The organism is Microbacterium sp. SORGH_AS_0505 (genome assembly GCF_030818715.1).
In the GTDB taxonomy this organism is placed as follows: domain Bacteria; phylum Actinomycetota; class Actinomycetes; order Actinomycetales; family Microbacteriaceae; genus Microbacterium.
The window spans coordinates 609,957-628,272 of sequence record NZ_JAUTAT010000001.1 but is presented as its reverse complement, the minus strand read 5'-3'; the positions used below and the strand labels follow the sequence as shown (position 1 = coordinate 628,272).

At 70.1% G+C, this 18,316-nt stretch carries 13 protein-coding genes and 1 pseudogene; 5 read left to right on the top strand and 9 right to left on the bottom strand.

The window, feature by feature from the left end; all coding sequences use genetic code 11:
- Positions 1-333 precede the first annotated feature (333 nt).
- The 6 genes from QE428_RS03100 to QE428_RS03075 all read right to left on the bottom strand — a co-directional run bounded on the left by QE428_RS03100 (position 334) and on the right by QE428_RS03075 (position 9,192).
- Positions 334-1,443: a serine hydrolase gene (locus tag QE428_RS03100; RefSeq protein WP_307470609.1), complete on the bottom strand. Its 1,110-nt coding sequence runs from the start codon at positions 1,441-1,443 to the stop codon at positions 334-336.
- Positions 1,443-3,851, bottom strand: a complete 2,409-nt coding sequence (locus tag QE428_RS03095; protein WP_307462910.1) for a glycoside hydrolase family 3 C-terminal domain-containing protein — start codon at positions 3,849-3,851, stop codon at positions 1,443-1,445. The genes QE428_RS03100 and QE428_RS03095 overlap by 1 nt, the downstream gene beginning before the upstream one ends.
- Positions 3,852-3,926: 75 nt before the next feature.
- Positions 3,927-4,784, bottom strand: a complete 858-nt coding sequence (locus tag QE428_RS03090) for an ATP-binding cassette domain-containing protein (protein WP_091356835.1) — start codon at positions 4,782-4,784, stop codon at positions 3,927-3,929.
- Positions 4,781-6,664, bottom strand: coding sequence for a dipeptide/oligopeptide/nickel ABC transporter permease/ATP-binding protein (locus tag QE428_RS03085; protein ID WP_307462905.1), 1,884 nt, complete (start codon positions 6,662-6,664; stop codon positions 4,781-4,783). The genes QE428_RS03090 and QE428_RS03085 overlap by 4 nt, the downstream gene beginning before the upstream one ends.
- Positions 6,661-7,602 carry an ABC transporter permease gene (locus tag QE428_RS03080; protein ID WP_091359750.1) on the bottom strand — a complete coding sequence of 314 codons (942 nt, stop codon included), beginning with the start codon at positions 7,600-7,602 and terminating at the stop codon, positions 6,661-6,663. The genes QE428_RS03085 and QE428_RS03080 overlap by 4 nt, the downstream gene beginning before the upstream one ends.
- A gap of 60 nt (positions 7,603-7,662) precedes the next feature.
- Positions 7,663-9,192, bottom strand: coding sequence for an ABC transporter substrate-binding protein (locus QE428_RS03075; RefSeq protein ID WP_133399392.1), 1,530 nt, complete (start codon positions 9,190-9,192; stop codon positions 7,663-7,665).
- Between the two features lie 184 nt (positions 9,193-9,376).
- On the opposite strand from QE428_RS03075, the gene QE428_RS03070 reads away from it, so the two are divergent.
- Complete coding sequence (locus QE428_RS03070; protein ID WP_240741300.1) at positions 9,377-10,045, top strand: TetR/AcrR family transcriptional regulator; 669 nt, start codon at positions 9,377-9,379, stop codon at positions 10,043-10,045.
- Entirely contained in the window at positions 10,042-12,453 is a 2,412-nt protein-coding gene (locus tag QE428_RS03065) for a glycoside hydrolase family 2 TIM barrel-domain containing protein (protein ID WP_307462895.1), read from the top strand. Before QE428_RS03070 ends, QE428_RS03065 begins: the two co-directional genes overlap by 4 nt.
- 184 nt (positions 12,454-12,637) lie before the next feature.
- On the opposite strand, the gene QE428_RS03060 is transcribed toward QE428_RS03065, so the two are convergent.
- Both QE428_RS03060 and QE428_RS03055 read right to left on the bottom strand, forming a co-directional pair.
- Positions 12,638-14,002, bottom strand: a complete 1,365-nt coding sequence (locus tag QE428_RS03060; RefSeq protein WP_307462893.1) for an MFS transporter — start codon at positions 14,000-14,002, stop codon at positions 12,638-12,640.
- Positions 13,999-14,445: a MarR family winged helix-turn-helix transcriptional regulator gene (locus tag QE428_RS03055; protein WP_133399231.1), complete on the bottom strand. Its 447-nt coding sequence runs from the start codon at positions 14,443-14,445 to the stop codon at positions 13,999-14,001. Before QE428_RS03055 ends, QE428_RS03060 begins: the two co-directional genes overlap by 4 nt.
- 83 nt (positions 14,446-14,528) lie before the next feature.
- Here QE428_RS03055 and QE428_RS03050 point away from each other — a divergent pair, with 83 nt between their 5' ends.
- From QE428_RS03050 to QE428_RS03040, 3 genes and pseudogenes are all read left to right on the top strand, one after another.
- Positions 14,529-15,431 (top strand): alpha/beta fold hydrolase, encoded by a 903-nt coding sequence (locus QE428_RS03050; RefSeq protein ID WP_307462888.1) that lies wholly within the window; start codon positions 14,529-14,531, stop codon positions 15,429-15,431.
- 4 nt (positions 15,432-15,435) lie between these two features.
- Positions 15,436-16,486: pseudogene (locus tag QE428_RS03045) on the top strand (biotin/lipoate A/B protein ligase family protein).
- Positions 16,483-17,430, top strand: a complete 948-nt coding sequence (locus QE428_RS03040; protein ID WP_307462885.1) for a site-specific DNA-methyltransferase — start codon at positions 16,483-16,485, stop codon at positions 17,428-17,430. Before QE428_RS03045 ends, QE428_RS03040 begins: the two are co-directional and overlap by 4 nt.
- Positions 17,431-17,454: 24 nt before the next feature.
- Here QE428_RS03040 and QE428_RS03035 read toward each other — a convergent pair whose 3' ends face one another.
- Complete coding sequence (locus QE428_RS03035; RefSeq protein ID WP_091356807.1) at positions 17,455-18,291, bottom strand: alpha/beta fold hydrolase; 837 nt, start codon at positions 18,289-18,291, stop codon at positions 17,455-17,457.
- Between the last annotated feature and the right edge of the window lie 25 nt (positions 18,292-18,316).

The following is an 18,316-nucleotide window of genomic DNA, read 5'->3' as shown; positions in this document are numbered from 1 at the left end:
CACTCGCCGGCAGCCAGGAAGCCCGCCGCGACCTCGCAGCCGTCGGACCAGTCGCTCCAGGTGCCGGATGCCGCCTGTGCCCGCACGCGGACGGCGCGGCGGTCGCCGGGTTCCAGCGGCGCGAACGGCCACGCGACGAGTGCGCTGTCGTCGCCGTCGAGCACGACGGTCTCGATGCCGTCCGTGACTTCGGCGCGGGTTTGGAGCCAGTTCGCTTCGTCGGTCGCGACGATCCAGCTCAGGCGCGGCTCGGCCGTCGCGACGAACGGGCTGTCGCTGCGGAGCTCGACGCGCAGACTGTCGATGCGGGCGTTCACGGGATGTCCTCCGAGGTCAGATCAGCAGGCGGCCGATGTCGGCCGCCAGGGCGACGGCGCGCGGATCGGCGCCGCCGGGCCAGGGGCCGCGGGCGATGGTCCAGGCGAAAGAGACCCCGGAGTCGGGGTCGACGCAGGCGAGGGCACCCGCTGCGCCGTCGTGGCCGAAGGAGCGGGGCCCGCCGAACGAGAGCTGCTGCGACGGCTTCTGGAACACGATCGCGTGGGCGCGGTCGTGCTGATGGAGGACCTCGTCGTACCCGCGGATCTGCTGCTGCCCGATCTGCTCGACGGTGTCGGCGGAGAGGAACGGCTGCCCGCCGTCGACACCCGTCACCGCGGCGGCCATCAGACGAGCGAGCCCTCGGGCGCTGCCGGCGCCGCTGCCGGCCGGGTGGCCGTACCGCCAGCTCCGCGGCGAGTTGCCGAGGTCGACGTCGCCCGCCATCGAGCCGAACACGAGCGGGCCGAGAGCCGAGTACGACCGGACGAGGGTGTCCGAGACGGGCTGGATCATCGGCAGCACGTCCGCGCGGCGATCCTCGTGCTCCGGGGGCAGCCCGAGGTAGAAATCCACCTCGTGCGGTGCGCGGATCTCCTGCTCGTAGAACTCGTGCAGGGTGCGTCCGGTGACCCGGAAGACGAGCTCGTCCCCGAGGGAACCGATGGTGATCGCGTGGTACCCGAACGCACTGCCCGGGTGCCAGAAGGGGCGGGATGCCGCGAGCCGATCGGCGGCGGCGTGATGGTCGAGCAGCTCGTCCCACGTGAGGACCGTGTCGGCCTGGGGGAGGCCCGCCTGGTGCGAGAGCAGCTGACGGACCGTGACGGCGCCCTTGCCCTTCGCGGCGAACTCCGGCCAGTAGGTCGCGACGCGCTCGTCGAGGTCGAGCTCGCCGCGTTCGATCAACAGGCCCACGGCGAGGCCGATCGTGTTCTTCGTCACCGAGTACGGCACGATGACGGAGTCCCGGCCGAGGTGCGGCCCGCCCCAGGCATCCAGGACGACCTCGCCCCGGTGACGTGCGGCGACCTGGAACGAGAGGTCGGGGTCGGCCGCGAGCCAGCTGTCGAGTCGCTCTGCGATGCCGGTGAGGCGGTCGTCGACGGTCCCCTCGAGAAGCATCACGCGCCGACCTCCCAGTCGGCGGCGAGCGGAAGATCGGCGACCGATGCGCCGACGCGCAGCGTGAACGTGCCCGGCTCGATCTGCCAGCCGTCCGCCCAGTACGCGAAGCGGCGCTGCGGCAGGGCGATCGAGGCGGTCGCGGTGGCCCCGGCATCCGCTCTGACGACGGCGTGACCCACGAGCCAGCGAACCGGCCGGTCGACCTCGGAGCCGGCACGCTCGGCATAGACCTGGACGACCTGCTTGCCGGCGCGCTCGCCGGTGTTGCGGAGCGTGACCTCTATCCGCTCGCCGTCGCGGGTCGCGGCATCCCACTCCCACGAGGTGTAGCCGAGGCCGTGTCCGAACGGGAAGGCGGGTTCGGCGGCTGAGCGCAGCCAGGCGCGGTAGCCGACGTGGATGCCCTCGTCGTACGTCAGAACGCCGTCTTCCGGGGTCACCTGGGTGACGGGCACGTCGGCGAGTGCGGCCGGCCACGTGGTGGGGAGGCGCCCGCCGGGCTCGGCGGCGCCGGTGAGAACGTCGGCGATGGCGTGACCGAACTCCTGTCCGCCGAAGTAGCCCTGCACGATCGCCCCGACCTCGTCCGCCCACGGCAGGACGACGGGCGAGCCCGCGTTGACGACGACGATCACGGGCGTCCCGGTCGCGGCGACCGCGCGCACCAGGTCGTCCTGGCGGCCCGGCAGGTCGAGGTCGGTGCGGTCGTAGCCCTCGGACTCGACCTTCGCGTTCGTACCGACCACGACGATCGCGACCTCCGCGGCGCGGGCGGCATCGGCGGCTCGCGCGATGAGCTCGGCGGGGTCGGTCCGCTCGGGGGCGATGCCGATCGTCGCCGACATGGCGCCCGCGAGCGCCCCTGCGTCAGCGGGGACGAACTCGACGCGGACGTCGATCGGGATGCCGCTCCGCACGGCGACCGCCGCGGTGAGGGACGGCGGGTTGAGGAAGGCGGCGCCGAGATCGGTGCCCTCGACGACGGGGGAGTCGTCGAGGAGCAGCTCGCCCCCGACGTAGAGGCGGGCGGGGTTCGCGCCTGCGAAGCCGAGCTCGACCGTGCCCGTCGCCTCCGGCGTGTAACGGGTCTCGAAGACGACCGTCCGGCTCGCGGCGATCGGGGCATCGCCGCCGAACCACACGAGTGCACTGGCCCGCCGATCCTCGGTGAACAGCTCCTCGCCGTCCTCGCCGAGGAAGGTCACGCGCAGCCCCGGTTCGCCCGTGACGGGGTTCGTCATGCGGTCGAGGGCGAGCTCGGCGACGCCCTCCTGCACGACCGCGCCGATCTCGTAGACGACGTCGGCGTGGAGCAGTGCCTCACGGATGCCGTCGAGCGGCGACACCGTGCGTTCGGGCAGCACCGTGGCCGACCCGCCGCCCTGCGTCCGGGCGTCGCGGGCGTTCTGGCCGATCACCGCGACGCGGCGCAGGCCAGCCGCATCCAGCGGCAGCACCTTCTCGTTCTTCAGGAGCACCGTGCCTTCGACGGCGGCCTCGCGGACGAAGGCGACGCCGTCGACCGGCGCGGGCTCGAGCGGACTCGTCCCTTCGAGGGCGCCGACGCGTTCGGCGAGCAGCAGCATACGGAGCACCTTGCGGTCGAGGTCTCCCTCGGCGACGCGACCGTCCCGGACGGCGGCGACGAGGTCGGCCCAGGCGGGAGCCGGTCCCGGCATGGCGAGGTCTTGAGCCGCGGCGACCGCATCGAGCGAACGGACCGCGGTCCAGTCGCTGACGACGACTCCGTCGAAGCCCCACTCGCTGTTCAGGGGCGTCTCGAGCAGGTCGTTCTCGGTCATCGTCACGCCGTCGACGGAGTTGTAGGAGCTCATGATGCTCCACGTCCCGGCGGCGACGGTCGCCTCGAACGGGGCGAGGTAGAGCTCGCGGAGGGCGCGTTCGTCGACTTTCACGTCGACCGTGAAGCGGTCGGTCTCGGAGTCGTTGGCGACGTAGTGCTTGGGGGTCGCCGCGACGCCGTTGTCCTGCAGGCCGCGGACGTACGCCGCGCCGAGCGCCGAGGTGAGGTGCGGGTCCTCCGAGAAGCATTCGAAGTGCCGACCGCCGAGCGGCGATCGGTGCAGGTTGATGGTCGGCCCGAGGACGACGTCGACGCCCTTGCGTCGGGCTTCGCTCGCGGCGGCGGCGCCGTAGCGGTGCGCGAGTCCCGGATCCCACGACGCGGCCAGCGCCGACCCCGAGGGCATGTTCAGCGACGGGTCGCGCTCGTCCCAGCGGGGACCGCGGACGCCCGCGGGACCGTCGGAGAGCGTCATGGCCCGCAGCCCGATCTCGGGGAGCGGGACCGTCGTCCAGAAGTCCGCGCCCTGCACGAGGGCCGCCTTCTGCTCGAGGGTCAGCTTCTCGAGAAGGGGACGGAGGTGGTCGGTGGACGCGGTCATGCGATCTCCTGTGATCGGAGGATGAGAAGAGGGATGGTGGATGCCGGCGCGCGATGTCCGCGCACCGGCATCCGGTCAGGCGGCGCCCGGAACCGACGCGCCGGCCTCGGACGCGAGGAACGCACGACGCGCGGCGCGGCGCTCCTCCTGCTTGTCGGGGTCCGGCACGGGAGCGGCCATGAAGAGCCGCTGGGTGTAGGGGTGCTCCGGGGCGGAGGTGACCCGGTCGCCGTCGCCGTACTCGACGATCTCGCCCCGGTACATCACGGCGACGCGGTGACTCACGTGGCGAACGACGGCCAGATCGTGCGTCACGAACAGGTACGCGACGCCGGTGCGCTCCTGGATCTCGACGAACAGGTCGAGGACGCGCGCCTGCGTCGACAGGTCGAGCGCCGACACCGGCTCGTCGCACACGATCAGCCGCGGCTCGAGCGCGAGGGCCCGGGCGATCGCGACGCGCTGCCGCTGGCCGCCCGAGAACTCGCGGGGCAGCCGGCTGCGTGCGTCGGAGGGAAGGCCGACCTGGTCGAGCAGATCCCGCACCCGCGTGCGTGCGGTGGCCTTGGCGACCCCCGCCGCCGTGAGCGGCTCGATCAGGATCTCCTCGATCGTCATCGACGGGTTCAGCGACGAGTACGGATCCTGGAAGACGACCTGGATCTCGGAGGTCAGCGATCGGCGCTGGCGCCGGCTCAGGTGCGAGATGTCGCGACCGTCGTAGGTGATCGTGCCGCCGCTGACGGGCGCGAGTCCGAGGGCGGCGCGACCGAGGGTCGTCTTCCCCGATCCCGATTCGCCGACCAGGCCCACCGTCTCGCCCGGGAGGATGTCGAGCGAGACGCCCTTCAGTGCGCGGAACGGTTCGGCACGGAACCCCTTGCCCGGGTATTCGACGACGAGATCTTTCACCTCGAGCAGCGGAGCGGTCATGCCCGTGCTCCCTTCAGGACGAGCGGACCGCGGGCGGGACCCTCGTCGAGGATCGCGTCCAGCAGTGCCTGGGTGTACGGGTGACGGGCCTGGTGGAAGATGCTCCGCACCGGTCCCTGCTCGACGAACAGACCGTTCTGCATGACGGTGACCCGGTCGCAGAGGTCGGCGACGACGCCGAAGTTGTGCGTGACGAGGAGCATGGCCATGTGGCGCTCGGCCTGCAGGTCGCGCAGCAGGTCGAGGACCTCCGCCTGCACGGTGACGTCGAGCGCCGTGGTCGGCTCGTCCGCGATGATGAGGTCCGGGTCGGTCGAGACCGCCCCGGCGATCAGCACGCGCTGAGCCATGCCGCCCGACACCTCGAACGGGTACGCGTCGAATGTCCGCTTCGGCTGGGGGATGCCGACGCGGGCGAGGAGGTCGAGGGAGCGCTCCGTCGCCTCCTTCTTCGACAGCCCGAGGTGCGCGCGCAGTGGCTCGACCAGCTGGCTGCCGATCGTGAACGACGGGTCGAGGTTGCTCATCGGCTCCTGCGGGATGTACCCGATGCGCTTGCCGCGGATGCCGGCGTAGGTGCGCTCGGACGCGTCGGCCAGCTCGGTCCCCTCGTAGAGGATCGATCCGCCCGTGACGTGACCGCCGCGGGGGAGCAGGCCCAGCACGCCGAAGGCGGTCTGGGTCTTCCCCGAGCCGGATTCGCCGATGAGACCGTGCACCTCGCCCTTGCGGATGTCGAACGAGACACCGTGGACGACCTCGATGTGGGAGCCGTCGGGCTGGTCGTACCCGACCCGCAGGTCGCGGACCTCGAGCACCTTCTCTGTCGCCTTGCTGCGGGCGTCCTCGCTGTGACGGATCACGCCCTGGTTCTCGATGACCGGGAGTTCGTCGAGGTCTTCGATCGGCTCACCGCCGCTCATCGAGATCGAGGTGGTCACGGCCGCGACCGAACCGGTCGCGGTCGTGACGGCGCGACGGCGCTTGCGACGCACCGAGACGGTGCGCTCGAGCTCGTCGCGCATGACGTTGGCGAGCAGCGTGAGGGCGATGCAGGTGAGAGCGATCGCGAGCGACGGCCAGATGAGCAGGAGCGGCGTGCGAGCGATGTTCTTGAAGCCGTCGTTGAGCATCGAGCCCCACGTGGGGACCTTGACGTCGCCGAGGCCGAGGAACTCGAGCCCGGACTGGATCGCGAGGGCGATGCCCGCGATGATCGCGGCCTGGATGATGATCGGTGCCCGGACGACCGAGAGGACGTGGCGGCCGATGATCCGCGCGTCGCTGAGGCCCGAGACGCGGGCCGCGTCGACGTACAGCTCGCCGCGCACGGCGGTGACCGCGGCGTAGACGAGTCGGAAGAACGACGGCGCGAGCAGGATGCCGAAGATGAACATCGAGATCCAGACCGAGGGGCCGAGGACGGCGCGCGCCGCGAGCAGGATGACGATGCCCGGGAGTGCCATGTTCAGTTCGGTGACCCATGTGGCCACCGCGTTGAACCAGCCCTGGTAGTAGCCGGCGATGAGACCGCTGATGACACCGATCACGATGGCGACGACGACGGCCAGCAGTGCGGCCAGGACACTCGTCTGAGTGGCGACGAGCAGGCGCGACCAGACGTCGCGGCCGCTGCTGTCCGTGCCGAGGAGGTTCGCGCCGCCCGGGGAGGCGAGGACGTTCCGGATGTCGGCGTAGTTCGGGTCGAGGGGGGCGATCGCACTGCCGATGACGGCGATGACGGCGATGAGCAGCAGGAACAGCGCGGCTCCGACACCGACGGGGCGCTTGAGGAGTCGTCGCGCGAGGTGCATGCGCACGGGCGCGGCGTTCGCCGGGGCGAGGGGGAGAGCCGGGTTGATGGGAGATGCTTCGCTCACGAGAGCCTCACCTTCGGGTTCAGAGCGGCCTGAGCGAGGTCGATCAGCAGGTTGACGATGACGACGAGGATCGCGAAGGCGATCACGAGCCCCATCACCACGGGGATGTCGCCGAGGGTGGTCGAGCGGACACTGAGCTGTCCCATGCCCGGGATGGAGAAGATCTGCTCGACGACGACCGCACCGCCGAGGAGTCCCACGAACTGCAGGGCGAGGACCGCGAGCGCGGGGCCGCCGGCGTTGCGCAGGACGTGCTTGTAGATGACGGAGCGTTCGCTGAGGCCGCGAGCGCGGAGGGTTCGGACGTAATCGCGGGAGGTCGCGTCGATGACCGATCCGCGCACCTGGACTGCGACCGACGCGATCGCGCCGATGGAGAGGGCGATGATCGGCAGTGTGACGGAGGAGACCCAGCCGCTGAACGACGTCGCGATCGGCACGTACCCGGTCGCCTTGAACCAGTGCAGGTTGACCGCGAAGATCAGCACGAGGATGAGGGCGATGAGGAAGCCCGGCACGGCGAAACCGACGAGCGAGAGGATCTGGATCGTCCCGTCCACCGCGCCGCCCCGGCGCGCTGCCCAGACCCCGATGACGATCGCGATGACCGCGGAGATGAGGGTGGCCCCGATGACGAGCGAGAGGGTGACGGCGAGGCGGTTGGTCACGCTCACGCTGACCAGCTCGCCGGTGAACCAGCTGCGACCCAGGTTGCCCGTGAACGCGGACGCGAGCCAGTCGGTGTACTGGGTGAGGAGCGGGCGGTTGAGCCCCAGCTCCTCGGTCTTCTTGGCGACCGTCTCGGCGGTGGCGTTCTCACCGAGGATGCGGCGGGCGATGTCGCCGCCGCCGGCGTAGAGGAGGAGGAACGCGACGGCGGAGATCACCGCGACGAGGACGACGCCGGAGACGACGCGTCTGATGATGAATGACAGCATGATGCCTTCCCGGAGGTGGTCGGCGGGTGGCGGGCCGGAGCCCGCCACCCGCCGGATCGGTCAGTTCTTCGGCGAGAAGTCGAAGATCGACGGGTAGGCGTTGGTCGGCCAGAACTCCAGGTTCGTGTTCGCGTCCGTTGCGAACGATCCCTGGACGCGGTAGAACGGTGCGAACCAGGCCTGGTCGACGATGTACTTGTTGAGCTCCTTGGCGGCGGCCGCAGCCTCGTCCTCGGTCCCGCGCTGGATCGTCTCGATGTAGCCGTCGACCGTGTCGTCCTGGTACTTGAACGGGTTGAACGTCGCGTTCGGCGCGATCATGAAGTTGATCAGCTGCCAGTCGGGGTTCTGCTCCAGTGCCATCCACGTCGCGGGGTACTTCGGGGCGAGCATGTCGGTGATGAAGTTGCCCGTTCCCGGGTCCGTGTAGTTGACGGTGACGCCGATGTCCGACAGCTGCTGGGCCACGAGGTCGAACGTCGTCTGGAAGGCGGGCGTCGACATCATGTTCAGCGTGAAGCCGTTCGGGTACCCGGCCTCGGCGAGGAGGGCCTTCGCCGCATCCGGGTCGTACGGGTAGGTGCTGTCGAGCGCCTCGTCGTAGGCCGCGGACGTGGCGGGGAAGACCTGCTCGGTCACGGTGCCGTATCCGCTCTGCAGGGACTGCAGCAGCGCCTCGCGGTCGAACGCCATGTTGAGTGCCTGTCGCACCTTCACATCGGCGAGCTCGGGCGCCATGGTGCCGGCGCGGTCGAGCAGGAGCAGGCCCTGGAAGTCGAGCTCGTTCGACTCGATGGTCCAGCCGGCGCCCTCGACCTCGGAGATCGTGTTGTTGTCGGCGATCTTGGCGCCGTTGGCCTCGCCCGCCTTGATGGCGTTGAGGATGGCGGTGGTGTCCTCCATCACGTTGATGGTGAGGTTCTCGTATTTGACCGCGTCGGCGTTCCAGTAGTCGGGATTCGCCGTGTAGTTGTAGGTGGTGCCGGTGACGCTCGATGCGGAATCGAGGATGTACGGACCCGAGCCGACGGGCGTGGTGGCCGAGTTCTCGTCGTCGAAGCTCGACGGCGCCTGCACGAGTCCGGGCGCGATCGAGAGGAGGTTCTCGAGCGACGGGTCGGGCGCATCCTGCGTGATCGTGACGGTGGTCGCGTCGGGGGCGGCGAACTCCTTGCCCGCGAGGGTGGCGGCCTGGGGGGAGGTTCCGTCGCGGAAGCGCTCGAGGCTGCCCACGACGGCGTCGGCGTCCACCGCCGTGCCGTCGGTGAAGGTCGCATCGTCGCGTAGGGTGAGGGTCAGGACGGTCTTGTCCTCGTTGTACTCCCACGCCGTGGCGAGGTTCGCCTGGATCTCGCCGGAGGAGTCCTTGCGGAGGAGCGTGTCGAAAACGGCCTCGAAGAACTCGCTGCGGTTGCCCCATTCGGCACCGGCGCCGATGTCGTAGCTCGTCGGTGCGGCGATCGAGATCAGGGTCAGCCGGTCGGCCTTCCCTCCTTCACCGGTGCTGCTCGTCGTGTCTCCACCGGCGCAACCGGTCAGTGCGAGAGCGGCGACGACGGCGACGGCTGCTGTGGCCTTCCATCGGAACATCATTGTCCTCATTTCGGGTGGCGATACCCCTGCGGATCGCTCTGCCGACGGACGCTAGCAGCAATTTCTAGTGGGCACTAGGTTTTCGCGACGAAAATCTAGCCATCGCTAGGTTTTCGTTACCAAACCGTGCAGACTGGCCCCGATGACGGCTCACGGGAGCGGTCTCAGAGAATCGATGGTGATGACGAACACGCAGACGGTCGAGCCCGCGAAGGCGCGACGACGAGGCACCTACGCCAAGACCGAGGCGACGCGACAGGCGATCCTGGACGCCGCTCTGGAGGTCTTCTCGGGGTCCGGGTACCGGGCCGGGTCGCTGCGCGAGATCGCGGTCCGCGTCGGCATGAGCGAGGCGGGACTGCTTCATCATTTCCGCAACAAGAGCGCCCTTCTCGAGGCGGTTCTCGCGGAGAAGGACGACCGCGCGCGCGCCATCGTCCCCACACAGTCCGAGGACGGTGCCGCCGTCCTCCGGGGGCTCGTGGAGCTCGCCGAGTACAACGCGTCGATCCCCGGGGTCGTGGAGCTGTTCGCCACGCTCTCCGCAGAGGCCACCGCGCCCGACCATCCCGCTCACGAGTACTTCGTGGGTCGCTACAACTTCACCAGGTCCACGATCGAGCGCGCTCTGGTGAACCTCGAGCGCGACGGACGCCTCCGTCACGGGATGACGCCCCGCCGAGCGGCCATCACGATCATCGCGATGATGGACGGTTTGCAGGTGCAGTGGCTGCTCGACCGCAGCGTCCTCGACATGGCAGAGGAACTGCGCGCCCTGTTCCGTACCTTCGCCGACATCGACTGGTCGGATCCGGCGCCGGAAGCCACCGGCGATGAGGTCGCCCCGTGACGCGCGAGGCGTTGCACGACGGCTGGACCGTCGGGCCGAAGCTGGGCCCGTTCGAGGCGCCCGCCGACGGAGCCGGCCCTCGCCTCGTGGTCCTCCCGCACGACGCGCTCCGTGACCTGCCGCGCTCCGCCGACGAGGTCCAGGGCGTCCATTCCGGGTACACGCCGGGCGGCGCGTTCGAATACTCCCGTGAGCTGGAGGTCCCGCCGTCGTGGCGGGAGAGGACCGTTCGCCTCGAGTTCGAAGGCGTGTACCGCGACGCCGTCGTGTTCCTCAACGGCGAGGTCGTCGTCCATGAATCCAACGGGTACGCCGGCTTCTCCGCCGTCCTCGACCCCTACCTGCGCTTCGGCGAGGTCAACCGCCTCACCGTCGAGGCGCGCGCGCATCGGGACAGTCGCTGGTACAGCGGGGCGGGCATCTACCGGCCCGTCCATCTCGTGGTCACCGACCCGGTCCACATCCCCGTGCACGGCGTGACCGTGACCACCCCCGACATCGACGAAGAGCGTGCCGTCGTGGCCGTCGCGGCCAACGTCCGCAACTCCACGCGTCACACGCGCGAGACACGAGTCGCGTGGACGGTGACGGGACCCACCGGCGAGATCGTGGCATCCGGCGGCTCTCCGGTCACGGTGCTGCCGGGAACGGATGCCGTCGCCCGAGCCCGGCTCATCGTCGACGAGCCGCTCCGGTGGCATCCCGACCATCCGCACCTCTACTCGCTGCAGACGACGGTGACGGATGCCGCAGGTGCGGCGCTCGACGAGGACTCGACGACCTTCGGCATCCGGACCCTTCAGGTGGATCCGCGGAACGGGCTGCGCATCAACGGGCGCCCCCTGAAACTGCGCGGCGCCTGCGTGCATCATGACAACGGACCGCTCGGTGCCGCGACGTTCGACGACGCGGAGGATCGCCGGGTCCGACTCCTCAAGGAGGCGGGGTTCAACGCCCTGCGCAGCGCTCACAACCCGATGTCGCGGGCCATGCTCGATGCGTGCGACCGTCACGGCCTCGTCGTCATGGACGAGCTCGCCGACGCCTGGACGCGGTCGAAGGCGCCGCACGATGCGACCATCACCTTCCCTGAGCGGTGGGAGCGCGACGTGGCCGGCCTCGTCGCGAAGGACCGCAATCATCCGAGCGTGATCATGTATTCGATCGGCAACGAGATCCTCGAGCTCGGCACGCCGATCGGGTCGACCTGGAGTCGCCGGCTCGCCGAACGCGTGCGCGACCTCGACCACACCCGGTTCGTGACCAACGGGATCAACGGCATCATCGCGAACCTGCCCCGCATGGCGGAAGCCCGCGAACAGGTCGAGGATGCGAACACGATGATGGCGAACATGGGCGATCAGATGGGGTTGATGAATGCGTCGCCGCTCGTGAGCGCGTCGATCGAGGAGTCGGCCGCCGTCCTCGACGTCGTCGGGTTCAACTACGCCGACTCCCGATACCGGCAGGATGCCGTCGACCACCCGGATCGCGTCATCGTCGGCTCCGAGACGTTCCCCGCGCGCATCGATGTCATGTGGGGGCTCGTCGAAGAGCTGCCCCACGTCATCGGCGATTTCACCTGGACCGGCTGGGACTACCTCGGTGAGGCGGGCATCGGCCGCGTCGACTACACCGACGAGCCCGGGTACGAGCCCACCGGGACGGCCGGTCCCTACCCCTACCGGCTGGCCGAGTCCGGTGACCTCGACATCACCGGCTACCGCCGGACGATCTCGTACTACCGCGAGATCGTCTACGGACTGCGTGTCGAACCCTACATCGCCGTGCACCGCCCCCAGCATCACGGTCGGCCGACCGCGACGACGCCGTGGTCGTGGACCGACACCGTGTCGACGTGGAGCTGGGATGCCGCGCACGGCGCCCCGGTGACGGTCGACGTGTACGCGGATGCGGACGAGGTCGAGCTGCTCCTCGACGGGGAGAGTCTCGGCGTGGCCCCCGTCGGCGCCGAGAAGGCTTTCCTCGCGCGGTTCGAGACCGAATTCCACCCGGGCGAGCTCATCGCCGTCGCGCGGCGGGCAGGTCACGAGACCGGACGGCACGTCGTCCGCACCGCCGGCACCCCTCGCCTGCAGGCGCACGCCGACCGCGACGAGGTCGCGGTCGGCGGGCTCGCCTTCGTCGCGATCACCCTCGCGGACGACGCCGGCATAACCGTCGCCGACCGCGACGTGCGGGTCGAGGTCCAGGTCTCGGGTCCCGGGGTACTGGCTGGTTTGGGCTCCGGCCGCGCGAGGACCGAGGAATCGTTCGGGGCGTCCGCGTACACGACCTACGACGGCCGGCTGCTGGCCGTGATTCGGGTCGACGGCCCGGGCGAGGTGGTCGTCACGGCGTCGGCCGACGGTTATGAGATCGCGCGGACAGCGGTGCGCGGAATCTGACGCCGGTCAGCAGCGGCGAGCCGCGGCATCCATCGTCCCCGCCCCGGGGCGCCAATGGTCGCCCCGATCCGCTGTGCGCGGCACGTGAGGTCGCTCGAACACGACGGTCACCGCTCCGGGGACGCGACTCGTCGCTCGAACGGATCCCGCGCGGCCGATCGCGTCCCCGACGGAGCCGGCCCGGTCAGCCTCGGCGAGCCGCGGCATCCTTCTCGGCCGCGGGGGTCGCGTCGGGGAGCCGGATCGGCGTCGTCGCGGCGACTTCGTCGCTGAACTCCTCGGGCGCGACGACGCTGATGGGGCGGGTCTCGTCGATCGTCATCGCGAACCGGCGGGTCTCGTGACGGTGGAGGCGGCCGGAGAAGAGCAGCCACCCGCCGCCGACGCAGAACGCGATGAGCGCCGCCGCCGCGCCGAGCAGGATCGCGGCGCGGGGGCCGAATGCGTCGGCTGCCCAGCCCACGATGGGGGCGCCGAACGGCGTCCCGCCCATGAGGATCGCCATGTACAGGGCGAGGACGCGTCCGCGCAGGGCGGGCTCGGTCGTCGTCTGCACGTATCCGTTCGCGGTCGTGAGCGTCGTGACGGTCGCGAAGCCGATGAGCATGAGGGTCGCGGCATAGGCGATGTACACGGGCATCGCGGCCGAAAGGACCGACGCGACCGCGAACAGGCCGAGCCCGCCGATCACGAGCCGCAGGCGCGCACGGTCTCGCCGGGCCGCCAGGAGGGCGCCCGCGAGCGACCCGATCGCGAGGATCGAGCTCAGCACGCCGTACCCATCGGCGTTCTGCCCGAACTCGAGGGCCATGGTCGAGGCGAGGATGGGGAAGTTCATGCCGAAGGCGCCCAAGAGGAACACCATCACGAACGTCACGATGAGGTCGGGCCTGCCCCCCACGTAGCGCAGGCCGTCGGCCATGCGCGCCGCGCTCCGGAGCTTCGGGCGCGGGACGAGCTCGGCGGAGCGGATGAGGCTCAGCGCGATGAGCATCGCGAGGAACGTCAGTGCGTTGACGAGGAACACCCAGCCGGTGCCGACCGCGACGATGACGAGACCCGCGACGGCGGGTCCGATCATGCGGGCGGTGTTGAAGGATGCCGCGTTCAGGGCGACCGCATTCGAGGCGTTCTCGCGGGCGACGAGGTCGGACACGAACGCCTGCCGAGTCGGGTTGTCGAACGCGGCCACGATCCCGAGCGCGAACGCGAAGGCGTACATCGTCCAGAGGTTCATGCTGCCGGTGAGCAGCAGGACGCCGATGATGAGCCCGAGCAGCATGAGCGAGCCCTGGGTGAAGAACAGGAGCTTGCGGCGATCGAAGCGGTCTGCCACCAGGCCGGTGACGCCCACCAGGAGCAGCGGCGGCGCGAACTGCAGCGCCATCGTGACGCCCATGGCGGTCGCGTCGTTGTCGGTGAGCTGCGTCAGGACGACCCAGCTGAGGGCGGTCGCCTGCATCCACGCGCCCACGTTCGAGACGAGCGCGCCGATGAACCAGACCCGGTAGTTGAACACCGAGAACGAGCGGAACATGGCGGAGCTCATCGGCCGGCCACCTCCTGCATGATCGCGGCGGCGTCGGCGAGCGTCTCGCGCTGGGAGGGGCTGAGCTCCTCGAAGGCGTGCTCGAGCCAGGAGTCGCGGCGACGGACCGTCTCGACGACGACGTCGCGGCCGGATTCGGTGAGGTCGATGACGACTTTTCGGCGATCGTTCTCGTCGGGGGTGCGGCTGAGGTAGCCGAGCTCTTCGAGGCAGTTCACCGTGCGATTCATCGACGGGGCGGAGACGCGCTCACGCTCGGCGAGCTCGCCGAGCGTGTGGGGTCCGTGCACCTTGAGGCCGGCCAGGACGGCGAACTGCCCGTCGCTCATGGTATCGACGGCGCGCTGCGACCGGAGGCGACGCGCGAGGCGGAAGGTCGCCATGCGGAAGTCGGATGCCGCGAGCGCGAGGTCCGTGATCGTGGTCTCGGGTGCGCTGCTCATTTTCATTAGCCTAACTCATTAGTCTGGCTAACGGCTTGGTGTCGGGCATCCGTCTCCCCCGTCGTCGTCCTAGGATTCGAGCCATGCCCGAGTTCATCGATGCACACGGCATCGCGATCGTCTACGACGTCCACCCGGCGCAGGGTGACCCGCGCGGCGTCGTCCAACTCCTCCACGGCGTCGGCGAGCACGCCGGCCGCTACGGCGGGGTGATCACCGCCCTGACCGCCGACGGCTTCACCGTCTACGCCGACGACCACCGCGGCCACGGCCGCACGGGCCTGCGTCAGCACGGCGGCGACCATTCCCGCCTCGGACGCCTCGGCCCCGGCGGCCTGCGCGCCACCGTCGCCGGGCTGCAGCAGTTCACGCGGATCATCCGCGACGAGAACCCCGGCCTGCCGCTCGTGCTCCTCGGTCATTCGTGGGGCTCGTTCCTCGCGCAGAAGCTGCTGAACGCCGATCCACGCGCCTACGACGCCGTCATCCTCTCGGGGTCGTCCCTCCTGTGGCCCGGCGACCTCAACGCGGCGCCCCTCAACAAACGGTGGGCGGCGGCGGACGCCACAGGGGTCGAATGGCTGTCCACGGATGCCGCGGTCGGCCGCGCGTTCCTCGACGACCCGCTGACGACCATCGTCCCCCTGCCGAAGCTCTTCGGTCCGCTCGATACCCTGCGGCTGATCGGCAAGCCCGCCCGCGACCTCGGCGTCGACGTGCCGGTGCTCCTCATGGTCGGCCGAGACGATCCGGTCGGCGGTCCCCGGAGCGTCCATCGCCTCGCCGACGCGTACCGCACGCGCTCGGGTCTCACCGACGTGACGACCCTCGTCTATCCCGACGCGCGACACGAGATCTTCAACGAGCACTGCGCCCCGGAGGCGCGCGCCGACCTGCTCGCCTGGCTGGGCGCCCGCATCGCGCGGCGGGATGCGGCATCCGTGTCCGACAGCGCAGCCGCATCGTCCGCGGACACGGGAGAATAGGACCATGCACGGCGAGTACAAGGTCCCTGGCGGCAAGCTGGTCGTCGTCGACCTCGAGGTGGAGGACGGCCGCATCGCGGACTTCCATCTCGCGGGCGACTTCTTCCTCGAACCCGACGACGCGCTCGCCGACATCGACGCGGCGGTGACCGGGCTCCCGACCGAGGCCGACGTCGCGACGATCGCCGCCGCCGTCCGCGGGGCGCTCCCCGAGGGCGCGCAGCTGCTCGGGTTCACGCCCGAGGCCGTCGGGACCGCGGTCCGCCGCGCGCTCATCGTCGCGCCCGGCTGGGCGGAGTTCGAGTGGGAGGTCGTCCACGAGAAGGCCGTCTCGCCCGCGATGAACCTCGCCCTCGACGAGGTGCTGACCACCCGCGTCGGCGACGGGCGACGCAACCCGACCCTGCGCATCTGGGAGTGGAACGAGTCCGCCGTCGTCATCGGCTCGTTCCAGTCCTACCGTAACGAGGTCGACCCCGAGGGTGCCGCGAAGCACGGGTTCCAGGTCGTCCGGCGGATCTCGGGCGGCGGCGCGATGATGATGGCCGCGAACTCGATCGTCACCTATTCGCTGTACGTGCCGGCATCCCTCGTCTCGGGCATGACGTTCGCGGACTCCTACGCCTTCCTCGACGACTGGGTGCTGCATGCGCTGCGCTCGCTCGGCATCGACGCGACCTACCAGCCGCTCAACGACATCGCCTCGTCGAAGGGCAAGATCGGCGGCGCCGCGCAGAAGCGACTCGCCAACGGGGGAGTGCTGCACCACGCGACGCTCAGCTACGACATGGACGGCCAGGTGCTGACCGAAGTCCTGCGCATCGGACGAGAGAAGCTCTCCGACAAGGGGCACGGCGTCTGCCGCGAAGCGCGTCGATCCGCTCCGCAGCCAGACCGGAATGGCCCGCGCCGACATCATCGAACGGTTCATCGAGACGTTCACCTCGCTCTACGGCGCGAAGGCGGGATCGATCTCGGAGGAGGAGTACGCCGAGGCCGAGGCGCTCGTCGAGTCGAAGTTCTCGACGGACGCCTGGCTGCGCCGCGTCCCGTGACCGTCGAGATCCATCTCGGCGACAACCTCGAGGTCGCCCGGCGCCTGCCGGACGCCTCGTTCGCGCTCGTCTACCTCGACCCGCCGTTCAACACCGGCCGGACGCAGGAGCGGGCGATCGAGTCCGCGGTCCGTATTCAGTCCGATGCGGGTGCCACACCGCCCGCATCGGCGGATCCCCGACTTCCCGTCCCGGCGCTTGCAGCGGCGGGACTGAATACCGAACACCTCGTGCCCGATCCCGACGCCCCGACGCCACCGGCCGGCCCGGTGAAGGGCGGGTTCCGCGGCACGTCCTACGCCCGCACGCGCGGCGCGCTGAAGCTGTACGACGACCGGTTCGACGACTACTGGGGCTTCCTCGAGCCTCGGCTGCGCGAGGCGTGGCGGCTGCTACAGGACGACGGCACGCTGTACCTGCATCTCGACTACCGCGAGGCGCACTACGCGAAGGTCATGCTCGACGCCGTCTTCGGCCGCGAGTGCTTCCTCAACGAGCTGATCTGGGCGTACGACTACGGCGCGAAGTCGCGCAAGCGCTGGCCGAGCAAGCACGACACGATCCTCGTCTACGTCAAGGATCCGTCGGCCTACTTCTTCGACTCGGATGCCGTGGACCGAGAGCCGTACATGGCTCCCGGTCTCGTGACGCCCGAGAAGGCGGCGCGCGGCAAGCTGCCGACCGATGTCTGGTGGCACACGATCGTTCCCACTTCCGGGCGGGAGAAGACCGGCTACCCGACGCAGAAGCCCGAGGGGATCCTGCGTCGCATCGTCCAGGCGTCGAGCCGGCCGGGGGACCGGATCCTCGACCTGTTCGCGGGCTCGGGGACGACGGGCGCGGTCGCCGACGCCCTCGGGCGCGACGCCGTGCTCGTCGACCACAGCGCCGACGCGCTCGCCGTCATGCGCGCACGCATCCCCGAGGCGATCGTCGCCGGCTGAACCCCGGCATCCGGTCGACGCGAGTCAGTCCTGCAGGAACCCCAGCAGCGCGTCGTTGACCTCGGCGCCGTGCGTCCAGAGCAGGCCGTGCGGGGCGCCCTCGATCTCGACGTAGGTCGCCTCGGGCAGCAGCTCGCGGAACTTCCGCGCGGTCGCGTCGATCGGCAGGATGTTGTCGGCCGTGCCGTGCACGATGAGCGCCGGCACGGTGACGGCGGGGATGTCGGCGCGGAAGTCGGTCGGCCACGTCAGGGGAGCGGCGGCGATCGCGGCGTTGCCGGCCTGGTTCGCGACGGCGACCGACGCGTCGACAGCCTCCTGCGAGATGCGGTTCCCGAGGTAGTCGTCGAGGTTGTAGAAGTCCTGGAAGAAGCCGGTCAGGAAGGCGTACCGGTCCTCGGCGACGGCCGCCGCCGTGCCGTCGAAGAACGCCTGGTCACCGGCGCCGTCGGGGTTCTCATCGGTCTTCAGCAGCCACGGTTCGAGCGAGCCGAGGAAGGCGACCTTCGCGATCCGGTCGGCGCCGTAGCGGGACAGGTAGCGGGCGATCTCGCCGGTGCCCATCGAGAACCCGACGAGCACGGCGTCGGTCAGCTCGAGCTCCTCGACGAGCGCGTGGAGGTCGGCGGCGAAGGTGTCGTAGTCCGAGCCGGAGGCCGTCTTGGTGGATGCCCCGAATCCCCGCCGGTCGTAGGCGATGACCCGGTAGCCGGCGTCGAGCAGGGCGGCCTGCTGCTTGCCCCAGGACTCGCCGTTCAGCGGGAATCCGTGGATCAGCACGACGGGCTGGCCCGATCCCTGATCGGTGTAGAAGATGTCGACGTCGGCCGAGTTCTCGGTCCCCACGGTGATGTACGCCACAGCGGCTCTCCTTCCGGCCGGACCG

What these genes read in the sequence shown, in the direction of transcription:
- QE428_RS03070 (WP_240741300.1), top strand. Translation starts at nt 9,377, where the DNA reads ATGACGAACACGCAGACGGTCGAGCCCGCGAAGGCGCGACGACGAGGC.
- QE428_RS03055 (WP_133399231.1), bottom strand. Translation starts at nt 14,445, where the DNA reads ATGAGCAGCGCACCCGAGACCACGATCACGGACCTCGCGCTCGCGGCA.
- QE428_RS03100 (WP_307470609.1), bottom strand. Translation starts at nt 1,443, where the DNA reads ATGCTTCTCGAGGGGACCGTCGACGACCGCCTCACCGGCATCGCAGAG.
- QE428_RS03090 (WP_091356835.1), bottom strand. Translation starts at nt 4,784, where the DNA reads ATGACCGCTCCGCTGCTCGAGGTGAAAGATCTCGTCGTCGAATACCCG.
- QE428_RS03095 (WP_307462910.1), bottom strand. Translation starts at nt 3,851, where the DNA reads ATGACCGCGTCCACCGACCACCTCCGTCCCCTTCTCGAGAAGCTGACC.
- QE428_RS03050 (WP_307462888.1), top strand. Translation starts at nt 14,529, where the DNA reads ATGCCCGAGTTCATCGATGCACACGGCATCGCGATCGTCTACGACGTC.
- QE428_RS03060 (WP_307462893.1), bottom strand. Translation starts at nt 14,002, where the DNA reads ATGAGCTCCGCCATGTTCCGCTCGTTCTCGGTGTTCAACTACCGGGTC.
- QE428_RS03075 (WP_133399392.1), bottom strand. Translation starts at nt 9,192, where the DNA reads ATGTTCCGATGGAAGGCCACAGCAGCCGTCGCCGTCGTCGCCGCTCTC.
- QE428_RS03080 (WP_091359750.1), bottom strand. Translation starts at nt 7,602, where the DNA reads ATGCTGTCATTCATCATCAGACGCGTCGTCTCCGGCGTCGTCCTCGTC.